Genomic DNA, 16,799 nt, shown 5'->3' with positions numbered 1-16,799 from the left:
GCCGCCTTTGTCGACGGCGTACATACCCCCAACCATCAGGCCGCTCACCTCGCGGTCGCGTGAAGGAAGTTCCGACCCGTGAGTCTCGTGACCCTCCTCCCGTTCATCGTGCTCATCGGGGCCATGTTCCTGATGACCCGGTCTGCCAAGAAGAAGCAGCAGGCCGCCGCCAACATGCGGAACGACATGCAGCCCGGCAGCGGCGTCCGCACGATCGGGGGTATGTACGCCACGGTCAAGGAAGTGGGCGACGACACCGTCCTCCTTGACGCGGGCCCGGGTGTGGATCTGCTCTTCGCGAAGAACTCCATCGGTGCGGTCCTGACCGACGACGAGTACAACCGCATCGTGCACGGCATCGAGCACGACCTGAAGTCCGACTCCGACGTCGTCCCGGACGACACCTCCTCCCTCACCGACTCCGACGAGTCCGCCGACGAAGCTGCCGCCGCCTCGGATGAGAAGTCCGTCGACCTCGGTAAGAAGGACACGGCCGAGGAGCCCGCCGTCGACGCGCCCGCCAAGGCCGACGCCGAGACCGCCGAGCCTGCCGAGGCGAAGTCGGACGACGAGCCGAAGAAGACCGACGGCGACTCCGAGGCGAAGTAGTCGCACTCCGGGGCGCACGGACCAGCTCCGCACGCCCCGGAACCTGCGCAGCTCGCACGGGATCCCGAACCATGTCATGGCCGCCCGTACGCCGATCCGGCGCGAGAGCGGCCCGAGAGGGAGTACGAGAAGGTGGCAGCACCTAAAAGGGGCCGGAGCGCGAGTGCCCAGACCAAGCCAGGGCGCGCGCTGGCCCTGATCCTGATCGCCATGGTGGCGCTGACCGGGGGAATGTTCCTCTCCGGGCACACCACCCCCCGTCTCGGCATCGACCTTGCCGGCGGTACCAGCATCACGCTGGAGGCGAAGGCCGACCAGGGGTCGGCGATCAACAAGGCCAACATGGACACCGCGGTCGACATCATGAACCGCCGTGTCAACGGCCTGGGCGTCTCCGAGGCGGAGGTGCAGACCCAGGGTGATCGCAACATCATCGTGAACATCCCCAAGGGCACCAACTCCAAGGAGGCCCGCGACCAGGTCGGCACCACCGCCAAGCTGTACTTCCGCCCGGTCCTGGCCCAGGAGGCCACCGGCAGCGCCGCGGCCACCACCTCGCCGAGCCCGTCCGCCAGCGGCTCCTCGACCGCCTCGCCGAGCCCGTCCGCGAGCCAGTCCGGCACGGGGGAGAAGGCGACCTCGTCCTCCTCCCCGTCGGCCACCGCCACCTCGCAGGGCCGCGCGGTCACCGACGCGCTGAAGGCCGACTCCACGCCGTCGGCGTCCGCGAGCGCGTCGAGCTCCGCCTCCCCGTCGGCCTCCGCGAGCAGCAGCGCCACCCCCTCCGCCGCCGATGCCAAGCTCCAGGCCGAGTACGCCGCCCTGGACTGCTCCAAGAAGGCGCAGCGCACCACCGCGGGCGACGGCGCCAAGCCGACCGAGACCACCTTGGGCTGCGGTGAGATCTCCGGCGTCTGGTACAAGTACGTGCTCGGCCCGGCCGCCGTCGACGGCACCGAGGTCAAGGAGGCCAAGGCCGTCTTCGACACGCAGACCGCCGCCGGCTGGCAGGTCACCATGACCTTCACCAGCAAGGGCGCCGGCAAGTTCGCCGACATCACGGGCCAGCTCGCGAAGAACACCCAGCCGCAGAACGAGTTCGGTATCGTCCTCGACGGCGAGGTCGTCTCCAGCCCCTACGTCAGCTCCTCGATCACCGGCGGCAACGCCCAGATCTCCGGCAGCTTCACGCAGGAAGAGGCCCAGAGCCTCGCCAACATGCTGTCGTACGGCGCCCTCCCGCTCTCCTTCCAGGAGCAGAGCGTGACCACGGTGACCGCGGCGCTCGGCGGTGAGCAGCTGCACGCCGGGCTCCTCGCCGGTGCGATCGGCCTTCTGCTGGTCGTCATCTACCTGGTGGCCTACTACCGCGGTCTGTCGATCGTCGCGATGGCCTCGCTGCTGGTCTCCGCGATCCTCACCTACGTGATCATGGCCCTGCTCGGCCCGACGATCGGCTTCGCGCTGAACCTGCCGGCCGTGTGCGGAGCCATCGTCGCCATCGGTATCACCGCGGACTCGTTCATCGTGTACTTCGAACGCATCCGGGACGAGATCCGCGAGGGCCGCACTCTGCGCCCCGCAGTGGAGCGGGCCTGGCCGCGTGCCCGGCGCACCATCCTGGTCTCCGACTTCGTGTCGTTCCTCGCCGCGGCCGTCCTGTTCATCGTGACCGTCGGCAAGGTGCAGGGCTTCGCGTTCACGCTGGGTCTGACCACCGTGCTCGACGTCGTCGTGGTCTTCTTCTTCACCAAGCCTCTGATGACGCTCCTCGCCCGCCGGAAGTTCTTCGCGAGCGGCCACAAGTGGTCCGGCCTCGACCCGAAGAGCCTGGGCGCGCAGCCGCCGCTGCGGCGAACCCGCCGTCCCGCCGCCCCCGTTGAGACGAAGGAGGCGTGACCATGTCGAAACTCGGCAATCTCGGCGCCCGACTGCACCGTGGCGAGATCAGCTACGACTTCATCGGTCACCGCAAGCTCTGGTACAGCATCTCGATCCTGATCACCATCACGGCGATCGTGGGCCTCGCGGTACGCGGCCTCAACATGGGCATCGACTTCCAGGGCGGTGCCGTCTTCACCACCCCGAAGACCAGCGTCTCCGTCTCCCAGGCCGAGGACTACGCGAAGGAGGCCTCCGGCCACGACGCGGTCGTCCAGAAGCTCGGCAACGACACGCTGCGCATCCAGATCGCCGGCATGGACACCAATCAGTCCGACCAGATCAAGACGGACCTGGCCAAGGACTTCAAGGTCGACCCCGAGAAGATCGCCGCCGACCTCGTCGGGCCCAGCTGGGGCGACCAGATCGCCAACAAGGCCTGGCAGGGTCTGGCGATCTTCATGGTCCTCGTCGTGATCTATCTGGCGATCGCCTTCGAGTGGCGCATGGCCATCGCGGCGCTCGTCGCCCTGATCCACGACATCACCATCACCGTCGGCATCTACGCCCTCGTCGGCTTCGAGGTCACGCCGGGCACGGTGATCGGTCTGCTGACCATCCTCGGTTACTCGCTCTACGACACGGTGGTCGTCTTCGACTCCCTCAAGGAGCAGACGAAGGACATCACCAAGCAGAACCGCTGGACCTACAGCGACATCGCCAACCGCTCGATCAACGGCACCCTGGTCCGCTCGATCAACACCACGGTGGTCGCGCTGCTGCCGGTGGCGGGCCTGCTGTTCATCGGTGGCGGCTTCCTCGGCGCGGGCACCCTCAACGACATCTCGCTGTCGCTGTTCGTCGGCCTCGCCGCCGGTGCGTACTCCTCGATCTTCATCGCCACGCCGCTCGTCGCCGACCTCAAGGAGCGCGAGCCGGCGATGAGGGCCCTCAAGAAGCGGGTCCTGGCCAAGCGGGCGCAGGCGGCCGCCGAGGAGGAGCTCGCGGACGCGCGTCCGGTCTCGGACGAAGCGGACGACGACGCCGCCCATGCCGTGGTGGGTCCGCGCAGCCAGCCCGCGTCCCGCAGCCGGGGTCGTGGCCGTCCTTCGGGGAAGCGCCGATGACCGGACTCGTAGACGTCACGGCGTTGCTGCTCAGCCGTATCCGTGATGTGGCCGACTACCCGGAGCCGGGTGTGATGTTCAAGGACATCACCCCGCTCCTGGCGGACCCGGCGGCGTTCGCCGCGCTGACGGACGCGCTGGCGGGGATCGCCACGGCCACCGGTGCCACGAAGGTCGTCGGCCTGGAGGCCAGGGGCTTCATCCTCGGCGCCCCGGTCGCGGTCCGCGCGGGCCTCGGCTTCATCCCCGTACGCAAGGCGGGCAAGCTCCCCGGAGCCACCCTCAGCCAGGCGTACGACCTGGAATACGGCTCGGCGGAGATCGAGGTCCACGCGGAGGACCTGTCCGCCGGTGACCGCGTTCTGATCGTCGACGACGTCCTGGCCACGGGCGGTACCGCGGAGGCGTCCATCGAGCTGATCCGCCGCGCGGGCGCGGAGGTGTCGGGCCTCGCGGTGCTCATGGAGCTGGGCTTCTTGGGCGGGCGGGCCCGTCTCGCGGCCGCTCTGGGCGGCGCCCCACTGGAGGCACTGCTCGTGGTCTGACCCCGCAATGCGGTTCGAAAACGGCCGTCCCGGCACATCCCGGGGCGGCCGTTTCGCGGCTGCGGCGCCGTCGTGGCTGGTCGCGCAGTTCCCCGCGTCCCTCTGGGGCGCGTCCGCTCCCCGGCGCCTTACAGGAACGCCCAGGGCACCTCGCAGACACCCTCCGGAATGCCTGCGGTCGCCCCTCGTGTTTCATCGGTAGACGTCCCTCACATCGGACTGAAGACGATCCCGGGGCGCAGGATCGCTACCATGGGGTCTCCGGAGCCTGACCTGGGGACCCGGATCGCGCACGAGGAGTCCTCTTGCCAGACGAGGCCCAGCCACTGACCGCCGCCAAGCCCGAGCCCGGCTCGGCGCCCACGGCAAAGCCCGCGCCGGACGCGAAGAACGCGACGAACGACGCCCGCGGGCCGGTCGAGCACGCCCAGTCCGCGCCAGTCGACAAGCCGGCCGAGTCGACCAGGCCCAAGCCCTCCTCCACGCTCGACTCCGCTGGAGCGGGCGGACCCGGGGCGCCCGAGCGCTCCACGACGGAGACCCCGGCGGTCCGTCCGAACACGGGCCAGCCTGCCCGCACCGGCTCCTCCAACCGCGTCCGCGCCCGCCTCGCCCGTCTCGGCGTCCAGCGCTCCAACCCGTACAACCCGGTCCTGGAGCCCCTGCTGCGGATAGTGCGCAGCAACGACCCGAAGATCGAGACCGCGACGCTGCGCCAGATCGAGAAGGCCTACCAGGTCGCCGAGCGCTGGCACCGCGGCCAGAAGCGCAAGAGCGGTGACCCGTACATCACGCACCCGCTCGCGGTGACCACCATCCTCGCCGAGCTCGGCATGGACCCGGCCACCCTCATGGCGGGCCTGCTGCACGACACCGTCGAGGACACCGAGTACGGCCTCGACCAGCTCCGCCGCGACTTCGGCGACTCGGTCGCGCTGCTCGTCGACGGCGTCACCAAGCTGGACAAGGTCAAGTTCGGCGAGGCCGCGCAGGCCGAGACCGTGCGCAAGATGGTCGTAGCGATGGCGAAGGACCCGCGCGTCCTGGTCATCAAGCTCGCCGACCGCCTGCACAACATGCGCACCATGCGCTATCTCAAGCGCGAGAAGCAGGAGAAGAAGGCGCGCGAGACGCTGGAGATCTACGCTCCGCTCGCCCACCGCCTCGGCATGAACACCATCAAGTGGGAGCTGGAGGACCTCGCCTTCGCGATCCTCTACCCCAAGATGTACGACGAGATCGTACGGCTGGTGGCCGAGCGGGCGCCCAAGCGTGACGAGTACCTGGCCATAGTGACCGACGAGGTGCAGTCCGACCTGCGCGCGGCCCGGATCAAGGCGACCGTCACCGGGCGCCCGAAGCACTACTACAGCGTCTACCAGAAGATGATCGTCCGCGGCCGCGACTTCGCGGAGATCTACGACCTGGTCGGCATCCGAGTCCTCGTGGACACCGTCCGTGACTGCTACGCGGCGCTGGGCACGGTCCACGCCCGTTGGAACCCGGTTCCGGGGCGGTTCAAGGACTACATCGCGATGCCCAAGTTCAACATGTACCAGTCGCTGCACACCACGGTCATCGGCCCGAACGGCAAGCCGGTCGAACTCCAGATCCGTACGTTCGACATGCACCGCCGCGCCGAGTACGGCATCGCCGCGCACTGGAAGTACAAGCAGGAGGCCGTCGCCGGTACCTCCAAGGTGCGCTCGGACCAGCCGCGGACCACCGGCAAGGACGACCACCTCAACGACATGGCGTGGCTGCGCCAGCTCCTCGACTGGCAGAAGGAGACGGAGGACCCCGGGGAGTTCCTGGAGTCCCTGCGCTTCGACCTCTCGCGCAACGAGGTCTTCGTCTTCACGCCCAAGGGCGATGTCATAGCGCTGCCGGCCGGCGCCACACCCGTGGACTTCTCGTACGCGGTGCACACCGAGGTGGGCCACCGCACCATAGGAGCCCGCGTCAACGGCCGTCTCGTACCGCTGGAGTCGACCCTCGACAACGGCGACCTGGTCGAGGTCTTCACGTCCAAGGCGCCCGGGGCCGGTCCGTCCCGGGACTGGCTGAACTTCGTGAAGTCGCCGCGCGCCCGCAACAAGATCCGGGCCTGGTTCTCCAAGGAGCGCCGCGACGAGGCGATCGAGCAGGGCAAGGACGCCATCGTCCGAGCGATGCGCAAGCAGAACCTGCCGATCCAGCGCATCCTCACCGGCGACTCCCTCGTCACGCTCGCGCACGAGATGCGGTACTCCGACATCTCCGCCCTGTACGCGGCGATCGGCGAAGGCCATGTCTCCGCGCAGAACATCGTGCAGAAACTGGTCCAGGCGCTCGGCGGCGAGGAGGCGGCCACCGAGGAGATCGACGAGTCGGTCCCGCCGGCCCGAGGCCGCGGCCGCAAGCGGCGCTCCAGCGCCGACCCGGGCGTCGTCGTCAAGGGCGTCGAGGACGTGTGGGTCAAACTGGCCCGCTGCTGCACACCCGTCCCGGGCGACCCCATCATCGGCTTCGTCACCCGCGGTAGTGGCGTATCGGTTCACCGCAGCGACTGTGTGAACGTGGAGTCACTGTCCCGCGAGCCCGAGCGCATCCTGGAAGTCGAGTGGGCGCCCACCCAGTCCTCCGTCTTCCTGGTCGCCATCCAGGTCGAGGCCCTGGACCGCTCCCGGCTCCTGTCGGACGTCACCCGCGTCCTGTCCGACCAGCACGTCAACATCCTCTCCGCGGCCGTCCAGACCTCCCGCGACCGCGTCGCCACCTCCCGCTTCACCTTCGAGATGGGCGACCCGAAGCACCTCGGCCACGTCCTGAAGGCGGTCAGGGGCGTCGAGGGCGTGTACGACGTGTACCGGGTGACGTCGGCCCGCAGGTCGTAGGGCATACGACGAGAAGGGCCCCGTACGCGACGTACGGGGCCCTTCTCGTCGTACGGGCTGATCAGCCGCCGAACTCCTGCAGACCCTTCAGGGCCTGGTCCAGGAGTGCCTGGCGGCCCTCCAGCTCGCGCTCCAGCTTGTCGGCCCTGGCGTTGTTGCCCTGGGCGCGGGCCTGGTCGATCTGGCCCCGGAGCTTGTCCACGGCGGCCTGGAGCTGGCCGGTCAGACCCGCGGCACGCGCGCGTGCCTCCGGGTTGGTGCGGCGCCACTCGCTTTCCTCGGCCTCCTGGAGAGCGCGCTCCACGGCGTGCATCCGGCCCTCGACCTTCGGCCGGGCGTCCCGCGGGACGTGGCCGATGGCCTCCCAGCGCTCGTTGATCGTGCGGAAGGCGGCGCGGGCGCTCTTCAGGTCGCCGATCGGCAGGAGCTTCTCGGCCTCCTCGGCCAGCTCCTCCTTCAGCTTGAGGTTCTCGGTCTGCTCGGCGTCCCGCTCGGCGAAGACCGAGCTGCGGGCGGCGAAGAAGACATCCTGGGCGCCGCGGAAGCGGTTCCACAGATCGTCCTCGTGCTCGCGCTGGGCGCGGCCCGCGGCCTTCCACTCCGCCATCAGCTCGCGGTAGCGCGCGGCCGTCGGACCCCAGTCCGTCGACCCGGACAGCGCCTCGGCCTCCCCGACCAGCCGCTCCTTGGTCTTGCGGGCCTCCTCGCGCTGCGCGTCCAGCGAGGCGAAGTGGGCCTTGCGGCGCTTGGAGAACGCCGAGCGGGCGTGCGAGAAGCGGTGCCACAACTCGTCGTCCGACTTGCGGTCCAGACGCGGCAGACCCTTCCAGGTGTCCACCAGGGCGCGCAGCCGCTCACCGGCCGCCCGCCACTGGTCGGACTGGGCCAGCTCCTCCGCCTCGACGACCAGCGCCTCCTTGGCGTGCCGGGCCTCGTCGGACTGCTTCGCGCGCTGCTGCTTGCGCTCCTCACGGCGCTTGTCGACCGTCTCCACGAGCTTGTCGAGACGCACCTTGAGCGCGTCCAGGTCGCCGACCGCGTGATGCGCGTCGACCTGCTCGCGGATGTGATCGATCGCGGTCTGCGCGTCCTTCGCGGACAGGTCGGTGGTCTTCACTCGCTTCTCGAGGAGGCCGATCTCGACAACCAGGCCCTCGTACTTGCGCTCGAAGTAGGCCAGGGCTTCCTCGGGGGAGCCCGCCTGCCAGGAACCGACGACCTGCTCGCCGTCGGCCGTACGCACGTACACGGTCCCCGTCTCGTCGACGCGGCCCCACGGGTCGCTGCTCACAGCGCCTCCTCCACATGATGCCTGCTGAAGGCTTCAGCGCCCCCGGGCATCGTCCACAGTTTCGTCACGGCCAACATAGGCGACCGGCGGGTGGCCTGTCCGCATCCCGCGCGACCGAAATTACGCAGTTGGCGGTCAGGATTTGGTGACGGTCGCCTTGTTGATCACGACGGTCGCGTTCGGCGCGCCGTCGCCCGCTCCGGTGCTCTCACCGGCCGCGGCGATCTTCTTCAGGACCTTCATACCGGATTCCGAGATGGTGCCGAACGGGGTGTAGCTGGGAGGCAACGAGCTGTCCTGGTACACGAGGAAGAACTGGCTGCCGCCGGTGTGCGCCTGCCCGGTGTTCGCCATTGCGACCGTGCCCGCCGGGTAGACGTTGCTCTTGAGGCTCTTGTCCTTCAGGTTTTCGTCCGGGATGGTGTAGCCCGGTCCGCCGCTGCCGGAGCCCGTCGGGTCGCCGCACTGCAGGACGTAGATGCCGTTGGTGGTGAGCCGGTGGCACTTGGTGTGGTCGAAGAAGCCCTTGCCCGCGAGGAAGTCGAACGAGTTGACGGTGTGCGGGGCCGCCGACGCCTTCAGCGCGATGCCGATCTCACCGCAGGTCGTGGCGAGGTTCAGGGTGTACTTCGCCGACTTGTCGATGGACATCGCCGGCTCCTTCTTCCAGGTCTGCGTCTCGACCTTGCCGGCGGCCGCCTTCTCGCACGGGTCCGGCGCCTTGCTGGTCGCCGCCGCGCTGGGGCTGGTCTCCGCGCTCGCGCTGGCCTTGTCGTCGTCCTTGAGGACGCCGGTCGTGTAGAGCGCCAGGCTGCCCACCAGGATCACGCCGAGCACCGACGCGATCACAGAGTTGCGTACACGGGCCTTACGGCGCGCGGCCGTGCGCCGCTGCTGCTGCCGCAAGAACTTCTCCCGCGCGAGCTGCCGCTTCCGCTGTTCCTGGGTGACCACGGGGTTCTCTCCTCATGCGTCTCGTCCGCCGACCGTTACGCGTGCGTCCTATGAGCCGACCGCCTGCGTGTGCCCCGTACCGTATATGGGTTCGCTGAGGAATCGGCAGCGCCGGTAGGCTCTGACCACTGGGGCAGCCGCCCGGAAGACCACCCGTACCGACACAAAACGAGGACGATCGTGCTCATTGCCGGGTTCCCCGCCGGGGCCTGGGGGACGAACTGTTATCTCGTCGCCCCCGCCGCCGGTGAGGAGTGCGTGATCATCGACCCGGGCCACCAGGCCGCCGAAGGTGTCGAGGAAACGCTCAAGAAGCATCGGCTCAAGCCCGTCGCCGTCGTCCTCACGCACGGCCACATCGATCACGTGGCCTCGGTCGTCCCCGTGTGCGGAGCGCACGGCGTACCGGCGTGGATCCACCCCGAGGACCGCTACATGATGAAGGACCCGTCGATGGGTCTCGGGCGTTCCATCGGGATGCCCCTCATGGGCGAGATCACCGTGGGGGAGCCCGACGACGTCAAGGAGCTGACCGACGGCGCGAAGCTGGAGCTGGCCGGCCTTGAACTGACCGTCGCGCACGCGCCGGGCCATACCAAGGGGTCGGTGACCTTCCGGATGCCCGAGACCACGGACATCCCGTCCGTGTTCTTCTCCGGGGATCTGCTCTTCGCCGGCTCCATCGGACGCACCGACCTGCCCGGCGGTGACATGGCCGAGATGCTCGACTCGCTGGCCCGTGTGTGCCTGCCGCTCGACGACTCGACCGTGGTGCTGTCCGGCCACGGCCCCCAGACGACCATCGGCCAGGAGCGTGCCACCAACCCGTATCTGCGGGACGTGGCCGCAGGCCCGGGAGCTGACGTAGACGCTCCCCGACGAGGAATGTGACGAGAGACCTCCCGTGAGCACCTTTCAGGCCCCCAAGGGCACGTACGACCTGATCCCGCCGGACAGCGCCAAGTTCCTGGCCGTCCGCGAGGCGATCGCCGCGCCCCTGCGCAACTCCGGCTACGGCTACATCGAGACACCCGGCTTCGAGAGCGTGGAGCTGTTCGCCCGCGGTGTCGGTGAGTCCACCGACATCGTCACCAAGGAGATGTACGCCTTCGAGACCAAGGGCGGCGACAAGCTGGCCCTGCGCCCCGAGGGCACGGCGTCCGTGCTGCGCGCGGCGCTGGAGGCGAACCTGCACAAGCTCGGCAACCTCCCCGTCAAGCTCTGGTACTCCGGCTCGTACTACCGCTACGAGCGCCCCCAGAAGGGCCGTTACCGGCACTTCTCCCAGGTCGGCGCCGAGGCGATCGGCGCGGAGGACCCTGCCCTTGACGCCGAGCTGATCATCCTCGCCGACCAGGCGTACCGCACGCTGGGCCTGAGGAACTTCCGGATCCTGCTCAACAGCCTGGGCGACAAGGAGTGCCGTCCGGTGTACCGGGAGGCGCTGCAGAACTTCCTGAGAGGCCTCGACCTCGACGAGGAGACCCTGCGGCGCGCGGAGATCAACCCTCTCCGCGTCCTCGACGACAAGCGTCCGGAGGTCCAGAAGCAGCTCGGGGACGCCCCGCTGCTGCGCGACTACCTCTGCGACGCCTGCAAGGCGTACCACGAGGAGGTCCGTGAGCTGATCACCGCGGCGGGCGTGGCCTTCGAGGACGACCCGAAGCTGGTGCGCGGCCTCGACTACTACACCCGTACGACCTTCGAGTTCGTCCACGACGGTCTGGGCTCCCAGTCCGCGGTGGGCGGCGGCGGCCGCTACGACGGGCTGTCGGAGATGATCGGCGGCCCCGCGCTCCCGTCCGTCGGCTGGGCCCTCGGCGTCGACCGCACGGTCCTCGCCCTGGAGGCGGAGGGCGTCGAGCTCGAACTCCCCTCCACGACCAGTGTGTTCGCGGTGCCGCTGGGGGAGGAGGCCCGCCGGATCCTCTTCGGCAAGGTCACCGAGCTCCGCAAGGTCGGCATCGCGGCGGACTTCTCCTACGGCGCCAAGGGACTCAAGGGCGCCATGAAGAGCGCCAACCGCAGCGGCGCCCGCTACACGATCGTCGCCGGTGAACGCGACCTCGCCGAGGGCGTCGTACAGCTGAAGGACATGCAGTCCGGGGAGCAGTCGGCGATCGGGGTCAACGAGATTGTCGCGGAGCTGGAGTCGAGGCTGGGCTAGGGGCCGGTCCGGCGGATCATGCCGGCGTCGCGGGGTCTACGAGGCGCCGTTGCTCGAAGCCGGCCTGATCCGCCGGACGGACCCCAGCGGGGCCGGGCGGCCGGGTAAACGCTTCGCGATGATCTCGAACGGGCGTGCGTCGAGTTCGTAGGCTCCGGGCATGAGACTCTTCCGGTCGCGGGGCCGAGACGGCGAAGTGAGCACGGTGAGGCCTGCCTTGGCCCCGGTTGTGGCCCTGCTGCAAGCAGGGCGTTATGCCGAGGCGGAGGCCAAGGCCCGTGCCGTGGCCGCGGACCGGCCCGACGAAGCACCACTGGCGCTCGCCGTCGCCGCGCTGGCGACGGGCGCCCAGGGCCGCCATGCCGAGGCACTCGCCGAGTACGACGCGCTGCTGCCGGCGTACGGCAGGGCTTTCGGCGCCGAACACCCACGGACCCTGATGTTGCGCTCGAACCGTGCCCAGACGCTGATCGCGCTCGGCAGGCACGCCGAGTGCGAGGCGGAGTGCGCGGCCGTGGCCCGGGCCGCGGTCCGGGTCAGGGGGCCGGAGCGGCCGCGTATGGAGGCGGCCGCCCGCAACGGACAGATCTATGCCGTCAACGCGCAGGGCCGCCACCCGGAGGCCGAGCGGCTCGCCCGTTAGGCCCTCGCCGCTCATTCCACCGCGGACCGGTTCGCCCTGACCCTGCGGCTGGGCCTGGCGCGCAGTCTCAACGGGCAGGCCCGTCACGAGGAAGCGCTCGCCGAGGCGAAGCGCGCCGAGAAGCTGAGTCGGCGCCTGCCGGAGGAACAGCGCCACCCGGAGACCGGTGCCGTCGAACTGGCCATGGCAGGCGCCCTCCTGGGGCTGGGCCGCGGTTCCGAGGCCCGCTCCCGGGCCGCTGTCGCCCACGACGCCTGCGTGGCCGCCTTCGGCCCCGAGCACTACCGCACCGCCGAGGCCCGAGCCCTGCTCGACCGCATCGACGGCACCTGATCGGCGGCTTCACTGGTCGAGCAGCCCGTACCGCATGGCACTGGTGACGGCGGCGGTCCGGTCGGCCACCCCCAACTTGCCGAAGGCGCGCAGGAGATGGGTCTTCACCGTCGACTCGCCTATGTACAGACGCCGTCCGATCTCCGCGTTGGTGCAGCCCTCCGCCACCAGTCGTAGCACCGCGGTCTCCCGCTCCGACAGGCGGGGCCGCTCCGGCCTGGTGCGTAGTTGGTCGACCAGGCGGGCGGCCACCGTCGGAGCCAGGACCGTCTCGCCGCGGGCGGCGGCCCTCACGGAATCCGCCAGTTCGGCCCGGGGAAGGTCCTTGAGGAGGTAACCCGCCGCTCCCGCCTCCACGGCCCGCAGGATGTCCCGGTCCGTCTCGTACGTGGTCAGCACGATCACCCGGCAGGGCAGCCCTGCCTCGGTCATCCGTACGATCGACTCCACACCCGAGCCGCCCGGCATCCGCAGGTCCATCAGCACGATGTCGGGCCGGAGTTCCGCCGCCAGCGCCTCCGCCTGCGGCCCACTGGACGCGTCGGCGACCACCTCCAGGTCCGGCTCCGCGGTCAGCATCGCCCGCAGGCCCTCCCGTACGACGGGATGGTCGTCGGCCAGGATGATGCGGATCATGGACAGCTCCTCGGGGACGGCACGGGCAGATGGACGGTGACCGTGGTGCCGCCGCCCGGCGCGCTGTGCACCCGGACCGTCCCGCCGACCTCGGTGGCGCGGGCCCGGAGCCCCGCGAGGCCGTAGCCGTCACGGGCGGCCTTCGGGTCGAAGCCGTGGCCGTCGTCCCGCACGGACAGGGTGAGGCTTTCGTCGGAGTAGCCGAGGTCGACGGTCACCTTCGCCGAACTTCCCGCGTGCTTACGGCAGTTGGTGAGCGCCTCCTGACAGGCGCGCAGGGCGACGACCTCGGAGCCGGCCGGCAGCGGACGGACCCGGCCGGTCACGTCGAGCCTCGCGGAGTGCCGGGCCGACAGTCGGCACAGCGCGTCCGGCAGCGTCGCGCCGTCCAGGTCGGCGGGGGTGCCGTCGGTCACCAGGGCCCGCGCCTCGGCGAGGTTCAGCCGGGCCGTCTCGTCCATCAGGGCCAGATGACGGCGGGCCTGCGGTAGGTCGTGGTCGAGCTCCGCCTCCACGGCCTGGACCAGCATCAGCAGACTGGTGAAGCCCTGCGCGAGGGTGTCGTGGATCTCCCGGGCCATCCGCTGCCGCTCGGCCAGCGCCCCGTGCGCCGCCGACAGCCGCGAGACCTCGTGCCGGCTCGCGTCCAGCTCGGCGATCAGGGCCGCCCGCTCCTGGCTTTGGTCGATGATCCGGATCACCCAACTGCCCACGGCCACCGAGAAGACGAGGGTGACCACGGCGAACAGCCCGTTGAAGAAGACGTCCTGGTCGCTCGGCCACCACAGCAGCGCCCAACCCACCACCGGGGCCAGGTTGATCAGGGCCACCATGGTGATCGCCCACCGCATCCGCAGCGTCATGAAGCACTGGGGGACGAGCGCGAAGGTCATCAGCCGGGTCTCGCCCACCAGGATCGCCGAGGGCAGGAACAGGGCCGTCATCGCGACGAGGTAGCCGAGGGCCTGGCGCTCGGGCGGCGGGTCGCCCTTCAGCAACGGACGGCCCGTCCACACGAACAGCGGGACCAGCGGCACCAGCAGCGCCGCCGCGGTGACGCGGACCGGCCACCCCGGGTGCTGTGTGCCGAGCACGAACGCCAGGGTGGCCAGCCAGATGAGGGCGAAGTAGGTGTCCCACAGCCGGAACGAGCGGTCCCAGCTGTAGGCGCCGGCGGCCCCCGCCGAGTCCTTCATCCGTCGCGCCGGTTCTTCCACCGGAAGGTCAGCAGACACAGCAGCAATCCTCCGACGCACCACGCCCCCAGCACCAGGGCGATACGCCCGAACTCCCAGCCGCCGGCCTGCTCCAGGACCTGCGCCGAGTCCGGCAGGAACACCCCGCGCAGCCCCTGGCACATCCACTTCAGCGGGAACAGCGCACCGATGTTCAGCATCCAGCCCGGGATCGTGTCGATCGCGATGTACACCCCGGAGATGAACTGCAGGACCAGGAAGGGCAGCACGACCACGGAGCTCGCGCTCTTGCTGGAGTTGGGCACCGAACTGATCGCGATGCCGAGCAGCGCGCACGCCGTCAGACCGAGCACGAAGATCCAGGCGAAGGTGAACCACCTGCCGGCGTCCGAGGGCAGATCGACGTCGTACAGCGTGGTGCCGACGAGCAGCAGGATCGCCGTCTCCATGAGACCGGTGACCAGAACCAGCCAGATCTTGCCTAGGAAGTACGCCGCCGGCGGCATCGGAGTGCCGCGCAGCCGGCGCAGCACCTTCTCGTCCCGCTCGATGGCGATCGAGATGCCGAGTGACTGGAAGCTCGTCGACATGATGCCCGCGGCCATCATCGCCGGGACGTACAGCTGCGAGGCGGTGATGCCCGCCCCCTCCACGTCGTCGCTGAAGATCGACGCGAACAGGAACAGGAAGACCACCGGGAAGGCGAAGGTGAACACCACCTGGTCGCGCTGGCGGAAGAACTGCCTGATCTCCAGGGCACCCCGCCGAAGTCCCAGCCCCCAGGCGCCGGGCAGCCCGACGGAGTGGGCATCGGTCCGAAACCGTACGGCGGTCGTGGTCATCGCGCGTCCTCCTGTCCGGTCAGCCGGAGGTAGACGTCCTCCAGCGTGGGTCGGCTCACCTTGAGCCCAGGGATCTCGCCGTCGAAGCGGTGCGTCAGTTCGGCGACCGTCCTGGTCGGGGTGTCGGTGTGCTCGGTGCGCGGCGCGCCGTCCGGTTCGGTCCACTCGACGGTGGCGCCGGTGCCGAACCGCTCGCGCAGGGCGGCCGGTTCGTCCTCGGCGACGACCTTCCCCCGGGAGATCACGGCCAGCCGGTCGGCGAGCGCCTCGGCCTCCTCCAGGTAGTGCGTGGTGAGCAGGATCGTGGTGCCCTCGTCGGACAGCAGCCGGATGAGGTCCCAGAACTGGCGCCGGGCCGCCGGGTCGAAGCCGGTCGTCGGCTCGTCCAGGAGCAGCAGCTCGGGGCCGCCGATCACGCCGAGTGCCACGTCCAGGCGCCGCCGCTGACCGCCCGACAGCGCCTTGATCCGGCTGCCCGCCTTGGCCTCAAGACCCACCAGGCCGATGACCTCCTCCGGGTCCCGCGGCCTCGGGTAATAGCGGGCGAAGTGCCGGACGGTCTCGCCGACCGTCAACTCGGCGGGCGCGGATTCGTCCTGCCAGACGATTCCTACACGGGACCGCCACGCGCGTGTGCCCTGTGCCGGGTCGGCGCCGAGCACCGAGACGTCGCCCGCGTCCCGGTTCCGGTTGCCCTGGAGGATCTCCACCGTGGTGCTCTTGCCCGCGCCATTGGGTCCGAGCAGGCCGAAGACCTCACCCCTGCGGATGCCGAGATCGATTCCGTCGACCGCGGTCACGTCGCCGTACTGCTTGCGCAGCCCCCGAACGTCCACCGCGAGTTCGTTCGCGTGTGTGGTCATGCCTGAGAGCCTCGGCCGGAACCGAACGCTCAGCAACGACCGTGCGTACTTCCTTATGTCCACCGAACGGTGGACAGGCCTACGGGTGCGGCACAATGGCCATCTGCCCGAAGAAGGTCCAACTCTCAAGCAGACGGATCGGCGTGATGAGCAAGACCACAGTGAAAGACGTCTCCACGGAGCCCGAGCCCTCGTCGGCGGCCGCCGACGCAGCGCCCCGGACGGTGGGGGGCAGCCGTGCCTTCGCCCTGCTGCTGGTGATCACCGGCGCCGCCGGACTGCTCGCCGCCTGGGTCATCACGATCGACAAGTTCAAGATCCTTGAGGGCAAGGTCAGCGGCAAGACGTTCACACCGAGCTGCTCCCTCAACCCGATCGTCTCCTGCGGCAGCGTGATGGAGAGCAAGCAGGCCGCCGCCTTCGGGTTCCCCAACCCGGTGCTCGGCCTCGTCTGCTACGGCATCGTCATCTGCGTCGGCATGAGCCTGCTGACCCGTGTGAGTTTCCCGCGCTGGTACTGGCTCACCTTCAACTTCGGCACGCTCTTCGGCGTGGCCTTCTGCACCTGGCTGCAGTTCCAGTCGCTGTACAAGATCAACGCGCTGTGCCTGTGGTGCTCGCTGGCCTGGGTCGCGACGATCACGATGTTCTGGTACGTGACCTCGTTCAACATCCGCAACGACCTGCTGCCGTCCCCGGGCTGGCTCAAGCGCTTCCTCTCCGAGTTCACCTGGGTCCTGCCGGTCACGCACTGCGGCGTCATCGCCATGCTGATCCTGACCCGTTGGGGCAGCAGCCTCTGGGCCTGACCGACGGCCCACGGCGTTGTCAGTGCG

General features: G+C 69.6%; 16 protein-coding genes. 10 read left to right on the top strand and 6 right to left on the bottom strand.

Annotated elements, in window-relative coordinates; translation table 11 throughout:
• Positions 1-78 precede the first annotated feature (78 nt).
• The 5 genes from yajC (at position 79) to ACI2L1_RS17410 (ending at position 7,038) form a co-directional block, all read left to right on the top strand.
• Positions 79-609: a preprotein translocase subunit YajC gene (gene yajC / locus ACI2L1_RS17430; protein WP_404740185.1), complete on the top strand. Its 531-nt coding sequence runs from the start codon at positions 79-81 to the stop codon at positions 607-609.
• 132 nt (positions 610-741) lie between these two features.
• Complete coding sequence (secD, locus tag ACI2L1_RS17425) at positions 742-2,508, top strand: protein translocase subunit SecD (protein ID WP_404740184.1); 1,767 nt, start codon at positions 742-744, stop codon at positions 2,506-2,508.
• Between the two features lie 2 nt (positions 2,509-2,510).
• Positions 2,511-3,617, top strand: a complete 1,107-nt coding sequence (gene secF, locus ACI2L1_RS17420) for a protein translocase subunit SecF (protein ID WP_404740225.1) — start codon at positions 2,511-2,513, stop codon at positions 3,615-3,617.
• Positions 3,614-4,162, top strand: coding sequence for an adenine phosphoribosyltransferase (locus ACI2L1_RS17415; RefSeq protein ID WP_404740183.1), 549 nt, complete (start codon positions 3,614-3,616; stop codon positions 4,160-4,162). The genes secF and ACI2L1_RS17415 overlap by 4 nt, the downstream gene beginning before the upstream one ends.
• A 305-nt stretch (positions 4,163-4,467) precedes the next feature.
• Positions 4,468-7,038 (top strand): RelA/SpoT family protein, encoded by a 2,571-nt coding sequence (locus ACI2L1_RS17410; protein ID WP_404740182.1) that lies wholly within the window; start codon positions 4,468-4,470, stop codon positions 7,036-7,038.
• Positions 7,039-7,099: 61 nt separating this feature from the next.
• Here the strand turns inward: ACI2L1_RS17410 and ACI2L1_RS17405 are convergent, their stop codons facing one another.
• Positions 7,100-8,329 carry a DUF349 domain-containing protein gene (locus tag ACI2L1_RS17405; protein ID WP_404740181.1) on the bottom strand — a complete coding sequence of 410 codons (1,230 nt, stop codon included), beginning with the start codon at positions 8,327-8,329 and terminating at the stop codon, positions 7,100-7,102.
• A 135-nt stretch (positions 8,330-8,464) separates the two neighbouring features.
• Entirely contained in the window at positions 8,465-9,283 is an 819-nt protein-coding gene (locus tag ACI2L1_RS17400) for a peptidylprolyl isomerase (protein ID WP_404740180.1), read from the bottom strand.
• Between the two features lie 180 nt (positions 9,284-9,463).
• Between ACI2L1_RS17400 and ACI2L1_RS17395 the strand changes: the two genes are divergently transcribed.
• The 4 genes from ACI2L1_RS17395 to ACI2L1_RS17380 all read left to right on the top strand — a co-directional run bounded on the left by ACI2L1_RS17395 (position 9,464) and on the right by ACI2L1_RS17380 (position 12,426).
• On the top strand, positions 9,464-10,174 hold the full coding sequence (locus tag ACI2L1_RS17395; protein WP_404740179.1) for an MBL fold metallo-hydrolase: 711 nt from the start codon (positions 9,464-9,466) through the stop codon (positions 10,172-10,174).
• Between the two features lie 13 nt (positions 10,175-10,187).
• Positions 10,188-11,450 (top strand): histidine--tRNA ligase, encoded by a 1,263-nt coding sequence (gene hisS, locus ACI2L1_RS17390; RefSeq protein ID WP_404740178.1) that lies wholly within the window; start codon positions 10,188-10,190, stop codon positions 11,448-11,450.
• Between the two features lie 217 nt (positions 11,451-11,667).
• Entirely contained in the window at positions 11,668-12,093 is a 426-nt protein-coding gene (locus ACI2L1_RS17385) for a tetratricopeptide repeat protein (RefSeq protein WP_404740177.1), read from the top strand.
• 183 nt (positions 12,094-12,276) lie between these two features.
• Positions 12,277-12,426, top strand: a complete 150-nt coding sequence (locus ACI2L1_RS17380) for a hypothetical protein (protein WP_404740176.1) — start codon at positions 12,277-12,279, stop codon at positions 12,424-12,426.
• Between the two features lie 9 nt (positions 12,427-12,435).
• On the opposite strand, the gene ACI2L1_RS17375 is transcribed toward ACI2L1_RS17380, so the two are convergent.
• The 4 genes from ACI2L1_RS17375 to ACI2L1_RS17360 are packed head-to-tail and all read right to left on the bottom strand — an operon-like array spanning position 12,436 to position 15,963.
• Positions 12,436-13,062 carry a response regulator gene (locus ACI2L1_RS17375; protein WP_404740175.1) on the bottom strand — a complete coding sequence of 209 codons (627 nt, stop codon included), beginning with the start codon at positions 13,060-13,062 and terminating at the stop codon, positions 12,436-12,438.
• Positions 13,059-14,258 carry a sensor histidine kinase gene (locus tag ACI2L1_RS17370; RefSeq protein ID WP_404740224.1) on the bottom strand — a complete coding sequence of 400 codons (1,200 nt, stop codon included), beginning with the start codon at positions 14,256-14,258 and terminating at the stop codon, positions 13,059-13,061. The genes ACI2L1_RS17375 and ACI2L1_RS17370 overlap by 4 nt, the downstream gene beginning before the upstream one ends.
• Positions 14,255-15,100 (bottom strand): ABC transporter permease, encoded by an 846-nt coding sequence (locus ACI2L1_RS17365; RefSeq protein WP_404740174.1) that lies wholly within the window; start codon positions 15,098-15,100, stop codon positions 14,255-14,257. Before ACI2L1_RS17365 ends, ACI2L1_RS17370 begins: the two co-directional genes overlap by 4 nt.
• Positions 15,097-15,963 (bottom strand): ABC transporter ATP-binding protein, encoded by an 867-nt coding sequence (locus ACI2L1_RS17360; protein WP_404740173.1) that lies wholly within the window; start codon positions 15,961-15,963, stop codon positions 15,097-15,099. The genes ACI2L1_RS17365 and ACI2L1_RS17360 overlap by 4 nt, the downstream gene beginning before the upstream one ends.
• A 146-nt stretch (positions 15,964-16,109) precedes the next feature.
• Here ACI2L1_RS17360 and ACI2L1_RS17355 point away from each other — a divergent pair, with 146 nt between their 5' ends.
• Complete coding sequence (locus tag ACI2L1_RS17355; RefSeq protein ID WP_404740172.1) at positions 16,110-16,772, top strand: vitamin K epoxide reductase family protein; 663 nt, start codon at positions 16,110-16,112, stop codon at positions 16,770-16,772.
• Positions 16,773-16,799 lie beyond the last annotated feature (27 nt).

The organism is Streptomyces sp. NPDC019531 (genome assembly GCF_044903305.1).
Taxonomy (GTDB): Bacteria; Actinomycetota; Actinomycetes; order Streptomycetales; family Streptomycetaceae; genus Streptomyces.
The sequence above is the reverse complement of the archived record's forward strand: the minus strand, read 5'-3'. Positions and strand labels throughout refer to the sequence as shown.

What these genes read in the sequence shown, in the direction of transcription:
- ACI2L1_RS17365 (WP_404740174.1), bottom strand. Translation starts at nt 15,100, where the DNA reads ATGACCACGACCGCCGTACGGTTTCGGACCGATGCCCACTCCGTCGGG.
- ACI2L1_RS17360 (WP_404740173.1), bottom strand. Translation starts at nt 15,963, where the DNA reads ATGACCACACACGCGAACGAACTCGCGGTGGACGTTCGGGGGCTGCGC.
- secF (WP_404740225.1), top strand. Translation starts at nt 2,511, where the DNA reads ATGTCGAAACTCGGCAATCTCGGCGCCCGACTGCACCGTGGCGAGATC.
- ACI2L1_RS17355 (WP_404740172.1), top strand. Translation starts at nt 16,110, where the DNA reads ATGAGCAAGACCACAGTGAAAGACGTCTCCACGGAGCCCGAGCCCTCG.
- ACI2L1_RS17370 (WP_404740224.1), bottom strand. Translation starts at nt 14,258, where the DNA reads ATGAAGGACTCGGCGGGGGCCGCCGGCGCCTACAGCTGGGACCGCTCG.
- ACI2L1_RS17380 (WP_404740176.1), top strand. Translation starts at nt 12,277, where the DNA reads ATGGCAGGCGCCCTCCTGGGGCTGGGCCGCGGTTCCGAGGCCCGCTCC.
- ACI2L1_RS17375 (WP_404740175.1), bottom strand. Translation starts at nt 13,062, where the DNA reads ATGATCCGCATCATCCTGGCCGACGACCATCCCGTCGTACGGGAGGGC.
- ACI2L1_RS17415 (WP_404740183.1), top strand. Translation starts at nt 3,614, where the DNA reads ATGACCGGACTCGTAGACGTCACGGCGTTGCTGCTCAGCCGTATCCGT.